The sequence below is a fragment of the Cupriavidus sp. HE11 genome (assembly GCF_056097175.1).
Genome location: NZ_CP184464.1, coordinates 58826 through 78429 on the forward strand (window position 1 = coordinate 58826; position 19604 = coordinate 78429).

At 65.9% G+C, this 19604-nt stretch carries 17 protein-coding genes; 10 read left to right on the forward strand and 7 right to left on the reverse strand.

Annotated elements, in window-relative coordinates:
* Together ACOABP_RS00315 and ACOABP_RS00320 are read left to right on the forward strand one after the other, a co-directional pair.
* Entirely contained in the window at nucleotides 1-2097 is a 2097-nt protein-coding gene (locus ACOABP_RS00315; RefSeq protein WP_474226481.1) for an acetate--CoA ligase family protein, read from the forward strand.
* Nucleotides 2098-2248: 151 nt separating this feature from the next.
* On the forward strand, nucleotides 2249-3355 hold the full coding sequence (locus tag ACOABP_RS00320; RefSeq protein WP_474226482.1) for a porin: 1107 nt from the start codon (nucleotides 2249-2251) through the stop codon (nucleotides 3353-3355).
* A 135-nt stretch (nucleotides 3356-3490) separates the two neighbouring features.
* Here ACOABP_RS00320 and hglS read toward each other — a convergent pair whose 3' ends face one another.
* The 3 genes from hglS to ACOABP_RS00335 form a co-directional block, all read right to left on the reverse strand.
* A complete protein-coding gene (gene hglS / locus ACOABP_RS00325; RefSeq protein ID WP_474226483.1) occupies nucleotides 3491-4849 on the reverse strand; it encodes a 2-oxoadipate dioxygenase/decarboxylase HglS in 1359 nt (452 codons plus the stop codon).
* A 151-nt stretch (nucleotides 4850-5000) separates the two neighbouring features.
* Nucleotides 5001-5912 (reverse strand): LysR substrate-binding domain-containing protein, encoded by a 912-nt coding sequence (locus ACOABP_RS00330; protein WP_474226484.1) that lies wholly within the window; start codon nucleotides 5910-5912, stop codon nucleotides 5001-5003.
* Between the two features lie 54 nt (nucleotides 5913-5966).
* The gene (locus tag ACOABP_RS00335) at nucleotides 5967-6857 is read right to left on the reverse strand and encodes an RNA polymerase sigma-70 factor (RefSeq protein WP_474226485.1); all 891 of its coding nucleotides are present in this window, start codon (nucleotides 6855-6857) and stop codon (nucleotides 5967-5969) included.
* A gap of 188 nt (nucleotides 6858-7045) precedes the next feature.
* Here ACOABP_RS00335 and ACOABP_RS00340 point away from each other — a divergent pair, with 188 nt between their 5' ends.
* Complete coding sequence (locus tag ACOABP_RS00340) at nucleotides 7046-7399, forward strand: CppA family protein (RefSeq protein WP_474226486.1); 354 nt, start codon at nucleotides 7046-7048, stop codon at nucleotides 7397-7399.
* Nucleotides 7400-7514: 115 nt separating this feature from the next.
* Here ACOABP_RS00340 and ACOABP_RS00345 read toward each other — a convergent pair whose 3' ends face one another.
* On the reverse strand, nucleotides 7515-9191 hold the full coding sequence (locus tag ACOABP_RS00345; RefSeq protein ID WP_474226487.1) for a thiamine pyrophosphate-binding protein: 1677 nt from the start codon (nucleotides 9189-9191) through the stop codon (nucleotides 7515-7517).
* Between the two features lie 263 nt (nucleotides 9192-9454).
* Between ACOABP_RS00345 and ACOABP_RS00350 the strand changes: the two genes are divergently transcribed.
* Genes ACOABP_RS00350 through ACOABP_RS00370 form a run of 5 tightly spaced genes read left to right on the forward strand, consistent with a single transcriptional unit; the run spans nucleotide 9455 to nucleotide 14225 of the window.
* On the forward strand, nucleotides 9455-10450 hold the full coding sequence (locus tag ACOABP_RS00350) for a Bug family tripartite tricarboxylate transporter substrate binding protein (RefSeq protein ID WP_474226488.1): 996 nt from the start codon (nucleotides 9455-9457) through the stop codon (nucleotides 10448-10450).
* Between the two features lie 2 nt (nucleotides 10451-10452).
* Nucleotides 10453-11547, forward strand: a complete 1095-nt coding sequence (locus tag ACOABP_RS00355; RefSeq protein WP_474226489.1) for a malate/lactate/ureidoglycolate dehydrogenase — start codon at nucleotides 10453-10455, stop codon at nucleotides 11545-11547.
* A gap of 15 nt (nucleotides 11548-11562) precedes the next feature.
* On the forward strand, nucleotides 11563-12354 hold the full coding sequence (garL, locus tag ACOABP_RS00360; RefSeq protein ID WP_474226490.1) for a 2-dehydro-3-deoxyglucarate aldolase: 792 nt from the start codon (nucleotides 11563-11565) through the stop codon (nucleotides 12352-12354).
* A 24-nt stretch (nucleotides 12355-12378) separates the two neighbouring features.
* Entirely contained in the window at nucleotides 12379-13278 is a 900-nt protein-coding gene (locus ACOABP_RS00365; protein WP_066735472.1) for a 2-hydroxy-3-oxopropionate reductase, read from the forward strand.
* 8 nt (nucleotides 13279-13286) lie between these two features.
* The gene (locus ACOABP_RS00370; protein ID WP_066735611.1) at nucleotides 13287-14225 is read left to right on the forward strand and encodes a LysR family transcriptional regulator; all 939 of its coding nucleotides are present in this window, start codon (nucleotides 13287-13289) and stop codon (nucleotides 14223-14225) included.
* A gap of 166 nt (nucleotides 14226-14391) precedes the next feature.
* On the opposite strand, the gene ACOABP_RS00375 is transcribed toward ACOABP_RS00370, so the two are convergent.
* Nucleotides 14392-14751: a hypothetical protein gene (locus ACOABP_RS00375; protein ID WP_474226491.1), complete on the reverse strand. Its 360-nt coding sequence runs from the start codon at nucleotides 14749-14751 to the stop codon at nucleotides 14392-14394.
* Between the two features lie 249 nt (nucleotides 14752-15000).
* Between ACOABP_RS00375 and ACOABP_RS00380 the strand changes: the two genes are divergently transcribed.
* Complete coding sequence (locus ACOABP_RS00380) at nucleotides 15001-15486, forward strand: GFA family protein (protein WP_474226492.1); 486 nt, start codon at nucleotides 15001-15003, stop codon at nucleotides 15484-15486.
* A 193-nt stretch (nucleotides 15487-15679) separates the two neighbouring features.
* Nucleotides 15680-16984 carry a PQQ-dependent sugar dehydrogenase gene (locus ACOABP_RS00385; protein WP_474227873.1) on the forward strand — a complete coding sequence of 435 codons (1305 nt, stop codon included), beginning with the start codon at nucleotides 15680-15682 and terminating at the stop codon, nucleotides 16982-16984.
* 137 nt (nucleotides 16985-17121) lie between these two features.
* Here the strand turns inward: ACOABP_RS00385 and ACOABP_RS00390 are convergent, their stop codons facing one another.
* Together ACOABP_RS00390 and ACOABP_RS00395 are read right to left on the reverse strand one after the other, a co-directional pair.
* Nucleotides 17122-18168 carry a porin gene (locus ACOABP_RS00390; RefSeq protein WP_474226493.1) on the reverse strand — a complete coding sequence of 349 codons (1047 nt, stop codon included), beginning with the start codon at nucleotides 18166-18168 and terminating at the stop codon, nucleotides 17122-17124.
* A gap of 205 nt (nucleotides 18169-18373) precedes the next feature.
* The gene (locus ACOABP_RS00395) at nucleotides 18374-19438 is read right to left on the reverse strand and encodes a porin (RefSeq protein ID WP_066735458.1); all 1065 of its coding nucleotides are present in this window, start codon (nucleotides 19436-19438) and stop codon (nucleotides 18374-18376) included.
* Nucleotides 19439-19604 lie beyond the last annotated feature (166 nt).

The window sequence follows — 19604 nt, forward strand, 5'->3', positions numbered from 1 at the left end:
ATGTCCTCCACCCTCTCCGCCCTGCTCTCGCCCCGTTCCGTTGCCATCGTCGGTGCCTCCGACAACATCCACAAGATTGGCGGAAGACCGATCCACTACATGCAGACGATGGGCTACGCCGGCACCATCTACCCGGTCAACCCCCAGCGCGAATCGCTGCAGGGGCTGCGCGCATACCCGTCGCTCGATGCACTGCCCGAGGCGCCCGAACTGGCGATCATCGTCGTCGCCGGCGACGCCGCCGTGCAGGCCGTGGCCGATTGCGCGCGGCTGGGGGTGGGTGCCGCCATCGTGATCGCTTCGGGATTCGGCGAGGCGGGCGAAGCCGGCAAGCGCCAGCAGGACGAAATGGTGCGCCTCGCCCGCGAAGGCGGGCTGCGTATCGTCGGCCCCAACAGCCAGGGGCTGGCCAACTTTGGCAATGGCACTATCGCCAGTTTTTCGACAATGTTTATCGAGATTCCGCCGCAGGATGGGCCCGTGGCCGTGGTCAGCCAGAGCGGCGGCACGGCGGCGCTGGTCTATGGCCTGCTGCGCAACCAGGGCATTGGCGTGCGGCATGTGCATGCCACCGGCAATCAGGCCGATGTCACCGTCAGCGAACTGGCGCTGGCCGTGGCCCACGATCCCGATGTGCGCCTGCTGCTGCTGTATCTTGAAACGCTGTCCGACCCCGAAGTGCTGGCCGAAGCGGCCGCCGTGGCGCGCGCGCGCGGCATCCCCGTGGTGGCGGTGAAATCGGGCCGCTCGCAGGCAGGCGCCCGCGCCGCGGCCTCGCACACGGGCGCCATGGCCAACGAGGACCGCGCTGTCGACGCCTTCCTGGCCCGCCACGGCATCTGGCGCGTCGACGACGCCCACGCACTGGCGCGCTGTGCGCCGCTCTACCTGCGCGGCTGGCAGCCCGCCGGCCGCCGGCTGGTAGTCGTCAGCAACTCGGGCGCGAGTTGCGTGATGGCGACCGATACGGCCGAAACGCTGGGCATTTCGATGGCCCCGCTGTCGGCCGCCACGCAAGCCGCGCTGGCCGAACGGCTGCCCGGCTTTGCGGCCACTGCCAACCCGGTGGACGTCACAGCCGCCCTGCTGACCAACAGCGGCCTGTTTGGCGACGTGCTGCCCGTGGTGGGTGCCGATCCTTCGGCCGACCTGGTCCTGCTCGACATCCCGGTTGCCGGCATGGGCTACGACGTGCCGCGCTTCGCGCGCGATGCGGCCCAGTTTGCGGATCAGGCCGGCAAGCCGATTGCCGTGGCAGCCTGGCAGGACGCGGTGGTCAGCGAATTCCGCGCGGCCAACGTGCCGACTTTCGTCCACGCAACCGACGCACTGGCCGCCTTCCATCAGTTGACCGCGCACCAGCAATTACTGCGCGACGTGGCCGGCGAACCCGCCGTTCCACGTGCCGGGCGCCCCGTCATGCAAGCCGACGAGACCTCGCCATCGCACACGCTCAGCGAGGCCGCCAGCCTGGCACGGCTGGCCGAAGCCGGGGTACCGGTGGTCGAACACTACCTGTGCCAGACCGCGGAAGAGGCCGTGGCTGCCTGGCAACGTATCGGCGCCCCGGTGGCAATCAAGGCCAGTTCCCCTGCAGTGCCGCACAAGAGCGAACACGGCCTGGTGGCCCTGAACTGCAACAGCCGCGAGGCAATTGTCGAAGCCTTCACCAGGCAAACGCAGACACTCGACACCATGCACGCCCCGTGCGAAGGCGTGATCGTTGCCCGCATGTCGCGTGGCCAGCGCGAATGCATGGTCGGCGCCCACTGGGACCCGGTCTTTGGCGCGGTGCTGCTGGTGGGCGACGGCGGCAAGTATGTGGAAGTCGTGCACGATACGGCGGTGCTGCTGGCCCCCGCCAGCCCGGCCGCCATCGAACGCGCCGTGCGCAGCCTGCGCATGGCGCCGCTGCTCGACGGCGTACGCGGCGATGCCCCGATGAACGTGGCCGCGCTATGCGACGTCGCCGCGAAGGTCGGCAATCTCGTGCACCGGGCACAAGGCCAGATCCGCTCGGTGGATCTGAATCCGGTGATGCTGGGGGCCGACGGTGCTGTGGTGGTGGATGGGTTGATGGAAGTGGCGGCCGGCTGACCCCGCGCTGATTGTCCACACCTTAAGACAAACTGTCAGGCGATTCGCTCTTCTTTGCTTCGACATCAATCGTTACATTTCAGGCGCCGCATCGCGCCTGAGCCCTTACGGAGGTGCGCGTGCGCGCGTCTCACTACAAGGATAACGAAGCATGAAGACCCGTCTCGCCTGCCTGGCCGCCATGGCCGTTCTGCCTGCCCTGCCCGCTGCGGCGCAGGCCCAATCGAGCATCACGCTGTATGGCGTGGTGGATGCCGGCGTGGAGTTCCTGACTCACGCCCCGAACACCGCCACCGGCGGCAGCAACAACGTGGTGCGCATGTCGGCCGGCAACCTGTCGACGTCGCGCTGGGGCCTGCGTGGCGCCGAAGACCTGGGTGGGGGCCTGAAGGCGGTCTTCACGCTGGAAAGCGGCTTTGACCTGGACACCGGCAGCCTGAACCAGGGCGGCCGCCTGTTCGGCCGTCAGGCGTTCGTGGGTCTGCAGAACCAGTACGGCACGCTGTCGCTGGGTCGTCACCAGACGGTGCTCTACGATTTCTCGCTGGCCTATGATCCGATGGCCATCGCCACGCGCTACTCGGTGCTGATGCACGACAAGTGGATGTCGGGCCGTGCCGACAACTCGCTGAAGTTCACGGGCCAGACCGGCGCGTTCTACTACGGCCTGTTCTACAGCACCGGCTATGACAGCAGCGCCGGCGGCGAAGTGCCGGGCGACTACAAGGCTGGCCGCAACTGGTCGGTGTCCGGTGGCTACGATGCCGGCCCGGTGTCGGCCCGCGTGGTCTATGACGAAGTGCGCGGCAGCACCATCGCCACCGACGACAACCGCGAGCGCCGCGCCACCATCGGCGCCAGCTACAACTTTGGCCGTGGCCGCGCGTTTGCCGGCTATCGCTGGTACTACGGCGACTTCGCCAGCAGCTCGCTGCGCACCAACCTGTACTGGGTGGGCGCCACCTACCAGGTGACCCCGGCCATCGCGGTGACCGGCGCCGCCTACTACACCGACGTGCGCAACAGCAACGCCGATCCGTACAGCTTCGTGCTGTCGGGCACCTATGCGCTGTCCAAGCGCACCGACCTCTACGCGATCACCGCCTACGCACAGAACCGCAACGGTTCGGCAATGGGCCTGTCGGGCTTTGGTCCGTCGCTGAACGGCAGCGCCACCACGCTGACCGCCACCAGCGAGCAGGTGGGTGCCGGCCAGAGCCAGTTCGGCGCCATCATCGGCGTGCGCCACCGCTTCTGATCGTCGCGATTGATCTTCATCTGAACGCGTAAAGCGTCCAGGCTCCACGGCGAAGACTTTCCCTTCGTCTTTCTATGGGCCCGCGCAGGTGTTTGCCTGTGCGGGCCTCTTTCTTTTTGATGGCTGTTTGCGGGCTCAGCCGGCCAGTCCCAGCGACTTCAGCGCGGCATCCAGCGATGCCTGCTGCTCGGCTGCGTACAGCGCCAGTTCGTCGCTGACCGTTGCGCCCAGCGCCTGCTCGAAGGCGGCGCGATTGGGCGATGCCTGCAGATCGTCGCGGTTCTCGTCGCCAAGGTTCGACTGGAAGATGCCGGCGGCGCTGACCGGCAGGAAGTCTTCGTAGGTAATCGGTTCGGCCACCAGCGCGCCAGCAGCGATCAGCGCGTCGACATCGCCGCCATCGGCCGCTGCATTGCCAACCGCGTACCGGTAGTACGCCAGGCCTTGCTGGCGCAGCGACTGATGATCGTCCGGAAAGGCCTGGAACACGTCGCCCAGCGTCTTGCGATAGGCATCGGCGTTCGAACCGTCACCGGCCGGGGTGATGACCTTGCGCACCTCGTTGAGCAGCTCGTCGTAGAGCTGGCGGCCCTTGGGCGTCAGCGCCACGCCGCGCTGCTCGATCTCGCCGAAGCGGGCCGTATGGGTACCGGCCTCGCCGCCATCGCGGAAGGTGACCGGTTCGCTCAGGGCCAGGAAGCTGGTCTGGCGCAGCAGGATCGGGCAACGGCGCGTGGGCGGGCCCTCCACCACGGCCTTGGGCTGGATGCCACGCGAGGGCATCTGCTGCTGGACGATGTCGATGTCCAGCGTGCGCGGCGTCAGGTGGTTGATATGCGGCCCGGGAAAGCACACGATGTCGGCGATCAGCGGATGCGTCTTGCGCAGCTTCCAGTACAGGTCGGCATCGACCGTGGACTTGCCGTGCCAGCGGAACGTCTCCAGCGCCTCGGCCACGAAGCGGGCGGCGTCTTCGGCAGCCAGCCCGCCCTGCTGCTCGGCACGCTCGATCATTGCCAGGCAGCCCGGCGTGAAGATCGACCGGGTAGCCAGCACCGATGCGGCGGCGTCGCGCAGCGCGGCGTCCTGGATCAAGTCAAGGCGCAGCAGCGACGTGAACACGCGGAACGGGTTCTCGGCCAGGCCGGCAGTGTCCCTGGGCCGGAAGGCCGTGGAGTGGACCGGCACGCCAGCCACCGACAGGTCGTAGTAGCCCACCGGGAACATGCCCATCACGCCGAACAGGCGACGGATCGTAGCCAGTTCGGCCGGCGTGCCCACGCGGATGGCGCCGTGGCGCTCTACCTCGATGCGCGATTCCTGGCCGGCCGCGCCAGCGGCAGCGGCGCCGACGCTCGCCAGCACCTCGGCGTTGACGTCCGATACCAGCGACATCAGCGTGCCGTACTGCGGCACCTCGGCACGGTACATATCGGACATGGCGCGCGAGAACTGGGCGCGGATCTGGCTGGGGGACGTGAAGGCGGCAGACATGTTGTTCCGGGGACGACTCAAGTGACTGAAAAGAGCCGCCAAGTGTGGTGGGCCAGGTGCGGCCCGACAAGCGATTTTTCCGGCCGACTTGATGCGGTTTTCGCATCAACTTGATGCCCAGCCAGGCTGCATCAGCCTTTGTCCCTTCGCATCACGTCCTTTCGCATTGCCGCAGCAGCCAGTCGGCAAACAGTGCTGCCTTGTCGCGATCGCTGCCATCGCCGGGTTTGGCCTGCCGGTAGGTCAGGAAATAGGCGCCGCTTTGGCCAGAGCCCCGCGCTTCGGCAAACGGCAGCGCCGCGAGCCGGCCGCTTTCGATTTCCGTGCGCACCATCATTTCTGGCAGAACGGCGATGCCGAGTCCGCAGATGGCGGCGCCCGTGACCATTGTGAACAGGTCGTAACGCGGCCCCAGACGGGCCTGGCGCCGGATCGTCTCGTCATCGCCCCCGAACCAGTCCGGCCAGGCGTCGGGCCGGCTCGCCAGGTGCAGCAGCGGCAGTTTCAGCAGGTCTTCACGCTTGCGCAGGGGCGCGCCCTGCAGCAATTGCGGGCTGCACACCGGGATCGACGGGCCCTCTTCCAGCAGCTTGGCGGACGGATGCCCGTCCCACGCGTCGTCGCCAAAGTAGATGGCCGCATCGAACAGCGAATCGGCAAAGTGGAACGGCTCGGGCCGCGCGTGAATATTGACGACGATGCGCGGATGCTCGGCGCGGAACGCCGCCAGGCGCGGAATCAGCCATTGCGTGGCGAAGGTGGGCACCACGGCCAGTTCAAGCACCTCCATGCCGCCCGCGCGCGAGGCCAGGTCCTTGGTGGCGCGCTCGATGGCCTTCAGTTCGGCGCGGATTTCACGCACATAGCGGTCGCCGTCGGGCGTCAGCACCACGCGCTGGCGCACCCGTTCGAAGAAGCGCACGCCTAGCCGTTCCTCCAGTGTCTGGATCTGCCGGGAAATTGCGCTTTCGGTGACGTTCAGTTCCGCCGCGGCGCGCGTGAAGCTGCCTAGTCGGGCAGCGCACTCAAGCATCTGGAGCGCGATCAGGCTGGGCAGGCGCATGGTCAGGGACAGGCAATCAAGAAGGCAATCGAAAAGGACATCGGATACGGAAAATCAGGGATGCGCGATAGCGGCCAGGATGCGCTTGAGCTTGTCGGGGTTGCGTTGTGCGTGGATGCCGACGATGCGCTCGCCATCGGTCTCGATGCTCTGGGCCGATTCGAGCTGCCCGTCCACGAAGCGCAGCAGCGCCCACTGGCCGTTAAGCACCACCATCCGCACGTGCACCGCCAGGCCGCGCCGCTGGGCCGCGAAAAAGACCTGCGCGATCTTGCCGCCGCCGACCAGCGGCTTCGGAAAGCTGGACACCTTGCCGCCGCCATCGCCAATCAGCGTGGCCTCGTCGGCCAGCAGGCCGCGTATTGCATCGAAACTGCCCTGCTCCAGCGCCTGGGCAAACCGGCGCACCAGGTTCAGGTGCATGTCCTTGCGCACGGGCTGGCGTGGCCGGGCGTCGCGCAACTGAACCTTGGCACGGCTTACCAGCTGACGGCAGGCCGTCTCGCTCTTGCCGATGACCGCCGCCACCTCGGCATAGTCGGCGTCGAAGACTTCGCGCAGCAGAAACGCCGCGCGCGCTTCGGGCGTCAGGCGTTCCAGCAGGAACAGGAACGCCACCGACACATCGTCGGCACGTTCGTGAATGGCTTCGGGCGTATCGGCACTCTCGCCCAGCAGCGGCTCGGGCAGCCAGATACCGGCGTAGTGCTCGCGCTGGAGCTTGGCCGCGCGCAGATGGTCGATGGCCAGCCGTGTGGTGACGGACACCAGCCAGGCCTCCGGGCTGTCGATCACGGTGCGATCGGTGCCGTGCCAGCGCAGCCAGGCGTCCTGCACCACATCCTCGGCCTCTGCCACGGCACCGAGCATGCGGTATGCAATGGCCTGAAGACGCGGCCGAAGCTGGTCGAAAGTCTGGGTGGAATCTGGGACGGGCGCGGCCATGGCGTGGGAGTCCGGCGGTGGGGCCGTCATTGTGGCATTGGCGCCCCACCGGCGTCTCGCGCGGCGACCGACTGCGGGCTTGAAATTTCCGAACTACTGTATATATTTACAGTGTACTGTATGGATAGACAGTACCAAGAGATGTATCGGGATGGATTGAACAGTGTCGGAACCTTCGGAGCCCTGAAATGGAACACCTGATCCGTGTGCAGAACGAATATGACCGCCAGGTACTGGTCTGGCTGCGCGGACGCATTGGTGATGCAGCCTTGGTGTCGGCCGCGCGCCGCACCGCTGCGGATGGAAAAAAGCCTTATCTGTCAACGATTTGCCGGCTGCTGAACATTCGGCCGCCGTCGCGGCGCAGCTTTGCCGACGAGGCCCGCAAGACCCATCGCGCGGTGGGCGAGCGCTATCTGGCGCAGATCCGCCAGATCCTGGCAAAACCGGTTGCCCAAGGCGGGCAACATCCGCAACTTGCGCAATATTCCCAACGGGAAACCACCGGGCATGAAGCCCGGCCGCAGGGTTCTCTTTTCTAGGTATCTTCCGTGCCCTTTCGGAACCGGCCGACGTTTAGTCCGAATTATTGAATTTCCATAATTTGGACTAAACGTCTTTCACGTCACTTACTTTTGCCGCCCTTACCTGCCTGCCTTACCTCGGCAGTTCGCTGACACGCATCGCGGGCGTGATCTGCAGCGGGTCGGTCATCAACTCCAGCACGGCAGGCTTGCCAGCCTGCTGCGCCCGCTCGAAGGCCGCGGCGAAATCCTCGGTCCGTTCCACGCGCTCGGCCCAGGCGCCGCAGGCCTTCGCCATCTCCACGAAATCGGGATTGACGATGGTCGTGCCGCTCTGGCGGCCCGGATAGCGGCGTTCCTGGTGCATCCGGATCGTGCCGTACATGCGGTTGTTCACCAGGATCACGATCAGGTTCGCGCCATGAGCGGCGGCCGTGGCGATTTCCTGCGGATACATCAGGTAGCAGCCGTCACCGGCAAAGCACACCACGGTCTTCTCCGGAAAACGCAGCTTGGCGGCGATGGCAGCCGGCAGGCCGTAGCCCATTGCGCCGCAGGTTGGCGCCAGTTCGGTACGGGGCTTCCTGTAGGCATAGAAGCGGTGCAGCCATACCGTGTAGTTGCCGGCGCCGTTCGACAGCATGGCGTCCTCGGGCAGCACCTGGTTCAGGTGCGCCATGGCGGCGGCCATGTCCACGCCGGTCAGTTCCGCATGCGGCTTCGGGGGCGTGACAAAGGCCTCGTGGTCGGCGCGCGCGCCCGCGGTCCAGTCCTTCCAGGCCACCGTGGCGGGCGCAGCCAGCGTTGCGAGCATTGCGGCGCCGGGCTCCACACCTGCATGGATCGGCAGCGCGGCCTGGTAGACACGGCCCAGCTCGAAGCTGTCGGCATGAATATGCACAAGCTTCTGCTTCGGTTGCGGCACTTCCAGCAGCGAGTAGCTGTCGGTGGCGATATCGCCAAGTCGCGTGCCGAAGGCAACGATCAGGTCGGCCGTCTTCACGCGTTCGGCCAGCTTGGGACTGACGCCCAGGCTCAGGTGGCCTACATAGTGCGGGTCGCGGTTGTCGATCACGTCCTGGCGGCGGAAAGCGCAGGCCACGGGCAGATCCCAGGCCTTGACGAATGCGGCGAAGTCGCGCACGGCCCGGTCGGTCCAGTTGGCGCCACCGGCAATCACCAGCGGGCGCTGGGCGGCGGCCAGCGCGGCCGCCAGCGCCTGGGCGTCCTCGGGGCGCGGGGCGGCGGCCACGGCACGGTACGGCGCGGCGTCGGCCACTTCCACCAGGCCATCGAGCACATCCTCGGGCAGCGCCAGCACCACCGGGCCCGGACGGCCCGACGTCGCCACCTGGAAGGCACGCGCCACCATTTCCGGGATACGCGCCGGATCGTCGATCTCGGCCGCCCACTTGCACATCGACCCGAATACCGCCGCGTAGTCGACTTCCTGGAACGCCTCGCGGCCCTTGTGCTCGCGGGCGATCTGGCCAACGAACAGGATCATCGGCGTGGAGTCCTGCTGGGCGATATGCACGCCGATGCTGCCATGCGTGGCGCCGGGGCCGCGCGTCACGAAGCAGATGCCGGGACGGCCCGTCAGCTTGCCGTCGGCCTCGGCCATGTTGGCGGCTGCGCCTTCGTGCTTGCACACCACCAGGTCGATGGCCGGCTGGTCATGCAGCGCGTCCAGAACGTCAAGGAAGCTCTCGCCTGGCACGCAGAAAATGCGTTCGGTGCCATGGATGCGCAGTTGGTCGACAAGGACGCGGCCGCCGGTGCGGGCCGTCTGGGAAGCGTTGGAGGTCATGTTGGGCGTTGGGCGCGTTATCGGCTTGTTTATCGCAATGTCTGCAATTGTTCCGTTTGACGTGCGCGGCTGCGCGGCCTATCGTGCATTTCTGTTATGCGAATTCTGCAAGTCGGCACGGCGTGGGTCCGTGTAGATTTGCGGACGAGGCGCAGCACAAGACGCCCCGCCTGGCTTGGGTTTCCATCCGGAAACCGTCAGGCAGAACGGCAGCCCGCCAAGGGACTGTCGCACACGAACGTTCGCGCTACAGGAGACATGATATGAATTTTCCCCATCGCCTGATGCGGCCGATGCTGGCCGTGCTTTGTACCGGATGCATGGCCGTCGCCTCGCAGGCCGGCGCCCAGGGCGCCGATCACTACCCGACCAAGCCCATCACCTATGTGGTGCCGTTTGCTGCCGGGGGCACCACCGACCTGCTGGGCCGCCTGATCGGCCAGCGGCTGTCGCAGGTGCTGGGCCAGTCCGTGGTGGTGGAAAACCGCGCCGGCGCCGGCGGCAATATCGGCTCCGACTACGTCGCCAAGGCCCCGGCCGATGGCTACACGCTGCTGGGCGGCACGATCAGTTCGCACGCCATCAACGTGAGCCTGTATCCGAAGATGCCGTATGACCCGATCAAGAACTTCCAGCCCATCGCGCTGATCGGCACGCTGCCGAACGTGCTGGTGGTGAACGCCAGCAGCCCGTGGAAGAGCGTCCAGGACGTGATTGCCGCTGCCAAGGCCAAGCCGGGCACGGTCAACTTCGGCTCGTCAGGCAACGGCACGTCGCAGCACCTGGCCGCCGAACTGTTCGCCAACATGGCCGGCCTGCGCATGACCCACGTGCCATACAAGGGCAGCAGCCAGGCCGTGCAGGCGCTGCTGGGCAACCAGGTGGACCTGGTATTCGAGAACAGCGTGGCCGCCATGCCGATGATCCAGTCCGGCAAGTTCCGCGCGCTGGCTACCACCGGCGCCAAGCGCGCAGCCGAGCTGCCCGACGTCCCGACCATGGCGGAGTCTGGCCTGAACGGCTACGAGATCGTGTCGTGGCAGGCCATCTTCGCGCCGGCCGGCACGCCCAAGCCCATTGTCGACAAGCTGTCGACCGAAATCGGCAAGATCATCCGCCAGCCCGACGTGCGCGCCAAACTGGCGTCGATGGGCGTGGAGCCCTCGGGCGCCGGCCCGACCGAACTGGGCAATTTCCAGAAGAGCGAAGTTGCCAAATGGGCAAACCTGATCAAGGTCGCCAATATTCACCTGGAGTAAGCATGAGTGATCACCGTATCCCGACTGCCGGCCTGCACCAATGGGTGACAGACCTTTGGCTGGCGGCGGGCTCCGACGCCCGCGAGGCCACACTGACCGCCGATCACCTGGTGGGCGCCAACCTGTCCGGCCACGACTCGCATGGCGTGGGCATGATTCCCAAGTACGTGATGTCGTGGCAGGCCGACCAGCTCCAGCTGAACCAGCAGGTCAGCGTGGTGCACGAATCGGGCGGCATCCTGAGCCTGGACGGCAACCGTGGCATGGGCCAGGCCGTGACCGAACAGGCGATGGGCCTGGGCATCGAACGCGCCAGGGAACACGGCGTGTGCGTGCTGGGCCTGCGCCGTTCGCACCATCTGGGCCGCGTGGGCCACTGGGCCGAGCAGGCCACGGCGGCCGGCATGATCTCGATTCACTTCGTGAATGTGCTATCCAAGCCGATCGTCGCACCGCATGGTGGCTACGATCCGCGCTTTGGCACCAATCCGTTCACGATTGGCGTGCCGGTGGCGGGACAACCGCCGCTGGTGCTGGACTTTGCCACCAGCGCCATCGCGCTGGGCAAGGTGCGCGTTGCCAATAACAAGGGTGTGCCGGTGCCGCCAGGCTGCCTGATGGACCCGCAGGGCCACCCCACCGACGACCCCGCCGTGATGTTCCCGCACCCGGGCACGCCGCAGGGCGCGCTGCGCACGTTCGGCGAACACAAGGGCTACGTGCTGGCCGTGATGTGCGAACTGCTGGGCGCGGCCGTGACCGGCGGCCATACCATCCGCCCCGAAACGCTCACGCACGAGCATGCGGTGTGGAACAACATGCTGGCGATCATCTTCGATCCGGCGCGGCTGGGCAGCAGCACAACGTTTGGCCACGAGGTGGAGTCTTTTGTCGAATGGATGAAGGCGTCGCGCCTGCAGCCGGGCAATGACGCCATCCGGCTGCCCGGCGACCCCGAACGCGCCTGGCGCCGTGCCCGCGCCGAATACATTCCCGTGGATAGCAGCACGCTGGCCCAGCTTGACGACGCCGCCGCACGCGTGCTGCAGGCCCGCGGCAAATCGCCGGGCCCGCTTTCCGCGCTGGCGGCCGACTGATCCAGGAGACTTACGATGTCCACCACCCCTCACCTGCCCCAGATCAACCCGCTGCCCAACAAGTTCCGGGCCGACGTGCTTGCGCGCAAGCGCCTGATCGGCCTGTGGAGTTCGCTGGGCCAGCCGGTGACCAGCGAGATTGTCGGCCTGGCCGGCTTCGACTGGCTGCTGCTGGACGGCGAGCATTCGCCCAACGACGTGCTGACCTTCGCGCCGCAGCTGATGGCACTCAAGGACAGCACCAGCGCGCCCGTGGTGCGTCCGCCTTGGAACGACCCGGTGATGCTCAAGCGCCTGCTCGACATTGGTTTCTACAACTTCCTGATTCCGTTCGTGGAATCGGCCGAGGAAGCCCGCCGCGCGGTACGCGCCACGCGCTATCCGCCCGACGGCATCCGTGGCGTGTCGGGCGTGCAGCGGCAGAACCGCTATGGCACGGTGCCCGACTTCTTCAAGACCATCAACGACAATATCTGCGTGCTGGTGCAGGTCGAAAGCCGCAAGGGCGTGGAAGCGATCGACGAGATCTGCGCGGAACCGGGCGTGGACGGCATCTTCATCGGCCCGAACGACCTGGCCGCGGCCTACGGGCACCTGGGCAACCCGAACCATCCGGATGTGCAGGCGGCGGTCAAGCAGATCTACGATGCGGCCAACCGCGCCGGCAAGGCCATCGGCACGCTGACCCCGGTGGAAGCCGACGCGCGCCGCTATCTGGACATGGGCGCGCACTTCGTGGCGGTCGGCATCGATCACGTATTGCTGCGCGATGCGGCACGCTCACTGCGCGACCGCTTCGCGTCCTGAAGCCATTTTCAACAGGAAGGAATCATGAGCAAGCTCGGATTTATCGGATTGGGGGTCATGGGCAAGCCCATGGCCGAACACCTGCAGGCTGGCGGCCATACCGTCTACGCGCATACGCGCAGCGGCGTGCCGCAGGACTTGCTGGACCGCGGCATGCAGCAATGCGCCAGCGCCACCGATGTGGCAAAGCAGGCCGACATCATCTTCCTGATGCTGCCCGATACGCCTGACGTGGAGCGCGTGCTGTTCGGCGACAACGGCGTGGCCGCCGGGCTGACCAAGGGCAAGGTCGTGGTGGACATGAGCTCGATCTCGCCCATCGACACGCGCGAGTTCGCGGCCAGGATCGAGAAGCTTGGCTGCGACTACGTGGATGCGCCGGTGTCCGGCGGCGAGGTCGGCGCCAAGGCTGCCACGCTGTCGATCATGGCCGGCGGCAAGCAGCCGGTGTTCGACAAGGTACTGCCGCTGCTGGAGCTGATGGGGAAGAACATCACGCTGGTGGGCAATGTCGGTGATGGTCAGGTGGCCAAGGTCGCCAACCAGGTGATCGTGGCGCTGACCATCGAGGCCGTCAGCGAGGCGCTGGTGCTGGCCGCCAAGGCCGGCGCCGACCCGGCACGCGTGCGCCAGGCGCTGATGGGGGGTTTTGCCAGTTCCAAGATCCTCGAAGTCCACGGCGAACGCATGATCAAGCGCACGTTCAACCCGGGCTTCCGCATCGAACTGCACCAGAAGGACCTGAACCTGGCGCTGTCCACGGCAAGGCAGCTGGGACTGGGCCTGCCCAATACGGCATCGACGCAGCAGCTGTTCAACGTCTGCGTGGCCCAGGGCGGCGCTGGCTGGGATCATTCGGGGCTGGTCAAGGCCATCGAGCACATGTCGTCGTTCGCCATCGGCGACACGCCAAAGCAGGCCTGATAACCGCCATGTCGGCCGCGCTGAATTCCGACGACCTGGCGTGCTTTGTCTGCGTGGCGAACACGCAGAGCATTTCGCGCGCCGCGTTGGAGCTTGGTGCAGACCAGTCGACCGTCAGCCGCCAGATCGCGCGGCTGGAGGCCGCGCTCGATACGCGACTGTTTCACCGCAGCGGACGTGGCGTCGTGCTGACCGAGGCCGGCAGCACGCTGCTCGGTTACGCGCGGCAGGTGGCCGCCACGCTGACCGAGGCCCGCGCCGCAGTGCGGGCGTCCACCGCGCAAGGCCCGGCGCAACTGGTCATCGCGGCGCAGCCGACCATCGCCAACACCGCGTTCGCGGCCATCGGCACGGCGCTCAAGGCACGCTTTCCGGCGACAAAGATCCGTTTTGTGGAAGGCCTGGCCAACCCGGTGCTAGCCTGGCTGGCGGCCGGCGATATCGATGTTGCCCTGCTCTACCTGCCCGAACAGCAGGGTGCGCTCAAGGTGGACGTGCTGCTGGAAGAAGACCTGACGCTGGTCACGCCCACATCATGGAGCCACCTTGGCCCCGCGTTCCAGGCCCGGCGCCTGGGCGAGGTGCCGCTGATCCTGCCCAGCACATCGCATGGGCTGCGCGTGCTGGCCGAATCGCTGGCCGCGCGCGTTGGTACCACGCTGAACATGGCGATGGAGTGCGATGCATCGAATACGGTCGCCATGCGGCTGGTGGAAGACGGCTGTGGCGCCACGCTGCTGCCGTTTGCTGCCGTGGCAGACCGCGTGGCCCAGGGCCGGCTGCATTCGGCGCGGCTGGTTGACCCGGTGGTGACACGTCAGGTAGCGATGACCACCGCGCGCAACCGCCCGGTGGTGCCGGAGCTTTGGGACATCATGCAGACGGTGCGGCAATCGGTCCGCAATATCGTGATGTCCGGAGCGTGGCCGGGGGCCCGGTTGGTGTAGACGCCGGTTCCCGGTTGTTTTTACGCCCCTCTCCCGCATGCGGGAGAAGGGTTGGGGGAGACCGGTACGGCAGCTAAATTCACGACCTGCCTCAGATCGAGCCACCGGCGCTCTCCCCTGCCCCGCCCCCTGAATGAGAACGGGACCATAGCCCTGTCAGGGGCCTTTACTGCTTGGTCGTACCGTTCGTCGTACCGTTCTGCAGTTCCGCCTTGGCCGTCTCGTCGGCGGCCTTCTTGGCGTCCTTGCGTTCCGACTTGGCGGCATTCACGTCCTTGTTGTACTCGCCCTTGGCGGCCTTCTTCTCGGCCTTGTACTGGTCATTGGCGGCTTTGCGGGACTCGCGGCGCTCCACGAGCGGGTCCTTCGGCGGCTGGATCTGGGTCGTGACCGGCGGCGCCGCAGTCGCAGTATCGGCCGGTGCGACCGGGGCCTGACCGGTCTGTGCAAAGGCGGTGACAGAGATCATGCCGGCTGCCAGTGCGCCAATCAGGGACGTGGTGCGAAGGGTGCGTTGCTTGGACATATGAGACCTCTCAGGTGGTTGTTATCGAAAACGACGGGTGCGTTGTTTCCCACCGCGTGCCCAGTTTAGAAGTCACATGGTGCCCCGCGTGCCGCATTCACACATCTCCTTACAAAACCTCGCGCGCACTGACAGACAACGCCCGACAACACCACAGTTTCTGGCAGGTTTTGCGATTTCCGGCGCTTGATTGACGCCCGCACGTCGACCACACTGGACCGCATCGATCAACGATTCCGAGGAGCCACCATGCATCTCGACGGTTCGTGCCAATGCGGCGCCGTGCAGTTCAGCCTGGAGTCCGATTCACCCTACCCCTACATGCACTGCCATTGCTCGATCTGCCGCAAGACCGGCGGCAGCGGCGGCTACGGCATCAATCTCGGCGGCGATGCCCACACGCTGCGCGTGGCCGGACAGCAGCACGTGGCGCATTTCCATGCCGTGATCCGCGAGCCCGGCCAACGCCCAAAGCGCTCCAGGGGGTATCGGCACTTCTGCAAGCTGTGCGGCAGTCCACTGTGGATGTGGGACCCGCGCTGGCCCGACCTGGTGCATCCCTACGCGGGCGCCATCGATACCCCGCTGCCCAGGCCTCCCGAAGTGGTGGAAGCCGGGCTCGAATATGTGGCGCCGTGGGTCGATGTGCCGCGCGGCAAGGGCCACCGCCACGTGGGCACCTGGCCACACGAATCGCTGCACGAATGGCACGCGCGGCATAACCTGCTGAAGTAGCGTCGAAGGGGTCGCCAGAGGTTGCCAGGGTTGGCGAAGCGGCAATTGCAAAGGTGGCCCGGAAGTGGTCGGACGGCCCCCGACAGGGTCTTGCATCCGCGCTGACATACATCGCGCAAGTGCCCTCCTATGCTCTGATCAAAGGCATCAGGAGACCGCCATGCGCGAATATCGCCAATATCTGATCTATCCGATGGCATCGCTGTTCGCGATCGTGGCGGTGACGCTGCTGGTCGGCTGTGGCGAATCGGCCAAGCTGCCCGACACAGCGGGCATCGGCCCAAGCCCGCAACTGCCGGCGCCGCACAAGACGTTGATTCCGACCATCCATGTCGCCCCGGCCGAAGGCTGGAAAGACGGCAAGACGCCAGTGGCCGCCGACGGTATGCGCGTGGCGGCCTTTGCCGACAAGCTGGACCATCCGCGCTGGATCTACGTGCTGCCGAATGGCGATGTGCTGGTGGCAGAAACCAACGCGCCGCCAAAGCCCGACGACCACAAGGGCATCCGGGGGTGGGTCATGATGAAGACGCAGGAGCGCGCCGGTGCGGCTACGCCCAGCGCCAACCGCATCACGCTGCTGCGCGACACCAATGGCGATGGCGTGGCCGATAAGAGATCGATATTTCTTCAAAATCTGCATTCGCCGTTCGGCATGGTGCTGGTGGGCAACGACTTCTACGTGGCCGATACCGATGCCGTACTGCGCTTCCCGTATACGCCGGGCCAGACCAGCATCACCGCGCCGGGGCAGAAGCTGGTGGACCTGCCGGCCGGCCCGATCAACCACCACTGGACCAAGAACATCATCGCCAGCCCCGACGGCAGCAAGCTATATGTCACGGTGGGATCGAACAGCAACGCCGGCGAGAACGGCATCGACAAGGAAGCCGGCCGCGCCGCCATCTGGGAGGTCGATCGACAGACGGGGCAACATCGCATTTTCGCCAGCGGCTTGCGCAATCCAAACGGCATGGCGTGGGAGCCGACCACCAAGGCGCTGTGGACATCGGTCAATGAGCGCGACGAAATCGGCAGCGACCTGGTGCCCGACTACATCACGTCCGTGCGCGACGGCGGATTCTATGGATGGCCGTTCAGCTACTACGGCCAGCATGTGGACGACCGCGTGAAACCTCCCGCCCCGGACATGGTGGCCAAGGCCATCGTGCCCGACTACGCGGTGGGCGCGCATACGGCGTCGCTGGGCATGACCGGCGCGTCGGGCAACAGCCTGCTGCCGCAGTTCCACGACGGCATGTTCGTCAGCCAGCATGGATCGTGGAACCGCAAGCCGCGCTCGGGCTACAAGGTCATCTTCGTGCCGTTCGACCACGGCCAGCCACGCGGGGCGCCGATCGACGTGCTGACCGGCTTCCTGGACCAGAACGGCAACGCACAGGGGCGCCCGGTGGGCGTGGCGGTAGACAAGACTGGCGGGCTGCTGGTTGCCGACGATGTCGGCAATGTGGTCTGGCGCGTGAGCGGGGCCAGGTAGCCGCTGGCCCGGCGAGTGGCCGCATGGCGGAAAAACAGAGGGAAATACCAGACGCGTGGGCGGCACAAACGAAAACCGGCGGCACGATCTCTCGCGCCGCCGGAAGGCCACCCGTCATGGCAGCCCGATAAAAACGATCAGAAGCGGTGCTGCAGTCCCGCCAGCACACCGACCTGATTGTCGGCATAGCCAGCGAAATCACGCGAGACACTTACGCTCTGACCATTGCGCGCGCTGGCATACGCCGCTGACAGGTACGCCAGGGTGCGTTTGGAAAAGCTGTATTGGGCGCGCAGCGCGACCATGATCGGGTCGGCGTTGGTGTCGCCCTTGATGTTCTGCTTGTAAACGGCGCCGTACAGGGCGAAGGCGGGCGTGAAATCGTACGCGGCGCCCACCCAGTACATGTCGCTCAACTGATTGGGCGCCGTCGTGTTGAAGGTCTTGCGGTAATTGCGATAGCCCGCGTAGAGCGTCAGCGCGCCAAAGTCATAGTTGGCGCCGGCATTGAGGCCCTGGGCGTAGTCGGTTGGCTGCCCCGCCGCCCCGTTGACGCGATCCCACGCAACCACCGCCGAGAAGCCGCCCGCCGTGTAGCCAATCGCCACATCGGATTTCAACGAGGATTTGAAGGTGCCGGGGTCTTCGCCAAACGCAAGCGTAGTGCCCAGCTTCACGGGCCCGAACTGACCGTCATAGCGCACGACATTTGACGATCGCACGAACATGGGGTCCTGCCGGTCGCCGGAGCCTGTCGAGGCCATGACCCAGGAATAGTTTTGCGCGTAATCCATGGGGTCGAATGCCGCCATGTAGTCGAACGTCGTGGAGTAGTCCGCGCCCATCCGGATGCTGCCAAGCGTTTCGTGCGCCAGGCCAACCCACGCGCGGCGGTTGAACAGGGGGCGGTTGCCATAGAACTGCCCCGTGTCGGCTTCGAACCCCGATTCCAGCCTGAAGATGGCCGTCAGTCCGTCTCCGAGCGGCTCGGCGCCGCGCAGGCCCCAACGGGAAATGTTCTTGCCGCCCGAGACCAGCCCCACCTTCGATTTGCCATCGGGACCGGCATTGCTGATGTACTCGATGCCGACGTCGAGCAGCCCATACAGCGTGATGCCGGACTGCGCCTCTGCTGCTGCCGAAACCAGGCCGGTTGCGGCCAGTACCACTACCTTGCGCTTCATTGCGAGACCTCCTTTCACGTTCCTGCTTGGACGTGAAGCATGAGGTCAGGTGCCGCCACGAGGGCGCGCTTTCACATGCCCTTTTGATCCACCGCATGCGCGGCATCGATTCAAGGCATCATGCAGCGCCAGAAACGAAAAACCGGCGGCGCGAGCCCCTCGCACCGCCGGAAGGCCGCCCACCACGGCAGCCTGGAAACAACGATCAGAAGCGGTGCTGCAGGCCCGCCGTCACACCGACCTGATTGTTGGCATAGCCAACGAAATCACGCGAGACACTCACGTTCTGACCGTTGCGCGCCTTGGCATACGCTGCGGACAGGTACGCTGAGGTGCGTTTGGAAAGATTGTATTGGGCGCGCATCGAGATCATGATCGGATCCCCATCCGTGTCGCCCTTGATGTTCTGCTTGTAGACCGCGCCGTACAGCGTGAAAGCCGGCGTGAAGTCGTACGCGGCGCCCACCCAGTACATGTCGCTCAGCTGCTTGGCAGCCGTCGTGGTGAACGTCTTGCGGTAATTGCGATAGCCGGCGTACACCGACAGCGCGCCAAAATCGTAGCTGGCGCCAGCGTGGATGCCCTGGATGTAATCGGTGTTGTCGGCCGGCGTGGTGCTGGTGCCCGCGCCCATCTGGCGGTCCCAGGTCACGGCCGCGGCAAATTTCCCGGCGTTGTAGCCCAGACCCAGATCGTATTTCGACGAACTCTTGAAGCTACCCGGCACTTCGCCGAACGCCATCGTGCCGCCAACCTTTACCGGGCCGAACTGGCCGTCGTAGCGCACGATGTTGGTCGAACGCGAGAACATGCCATCCTTGCGGCCGCCCGTGGCCGTCGACGACGTCGCCCACGAGTAGTTCGGCGCGTAACCCATCGGGTCGAACGGCAGCATGAAGTCATAGGTCGTGGTGAAGTCACGACCCATACGGATGCTGCCGAGGTTCTTGTCCTGCAGGCCCACCCAGGCGCGACGGTCGAACAGCGTGTTGTCGGTATCGAGCTTGCCGGTATCGACGGCGATGCCCGATTCCAGCGTGAAGATGGCCTTCAGGCCGCCGCCCAGGTCTTCGGTGCCGCGCAGGCCCCAGCGCGACGTGTTCTTGCCGCCCGAGGTCATTTTCACCAGCGAATTGCCGTTGGCGCTGGCATGGTTCACGTACTCGATGCCCGAATCCACCAGGCCATACAGCGTCACGCTCGATTGCGCCGCGGCGCCGCCAGATACCACGCAACCCAACGCGGCCAGGGCCACTGCCTTCCGTTTCATCCTCAGTCTCCTTTGTTGTTCTGGTTCGTCTTGAACGGAGCGGATGGTATGGGGGCCTCACTTTCAGTTCGCTTTCGAAGCGCTCGCGATTTTTGCCGTGGGGAATGCACCACGATTGGGAGTTTCCCCATCTAGGCACCGGCGCCGCTTACAGGTATCACTCCAG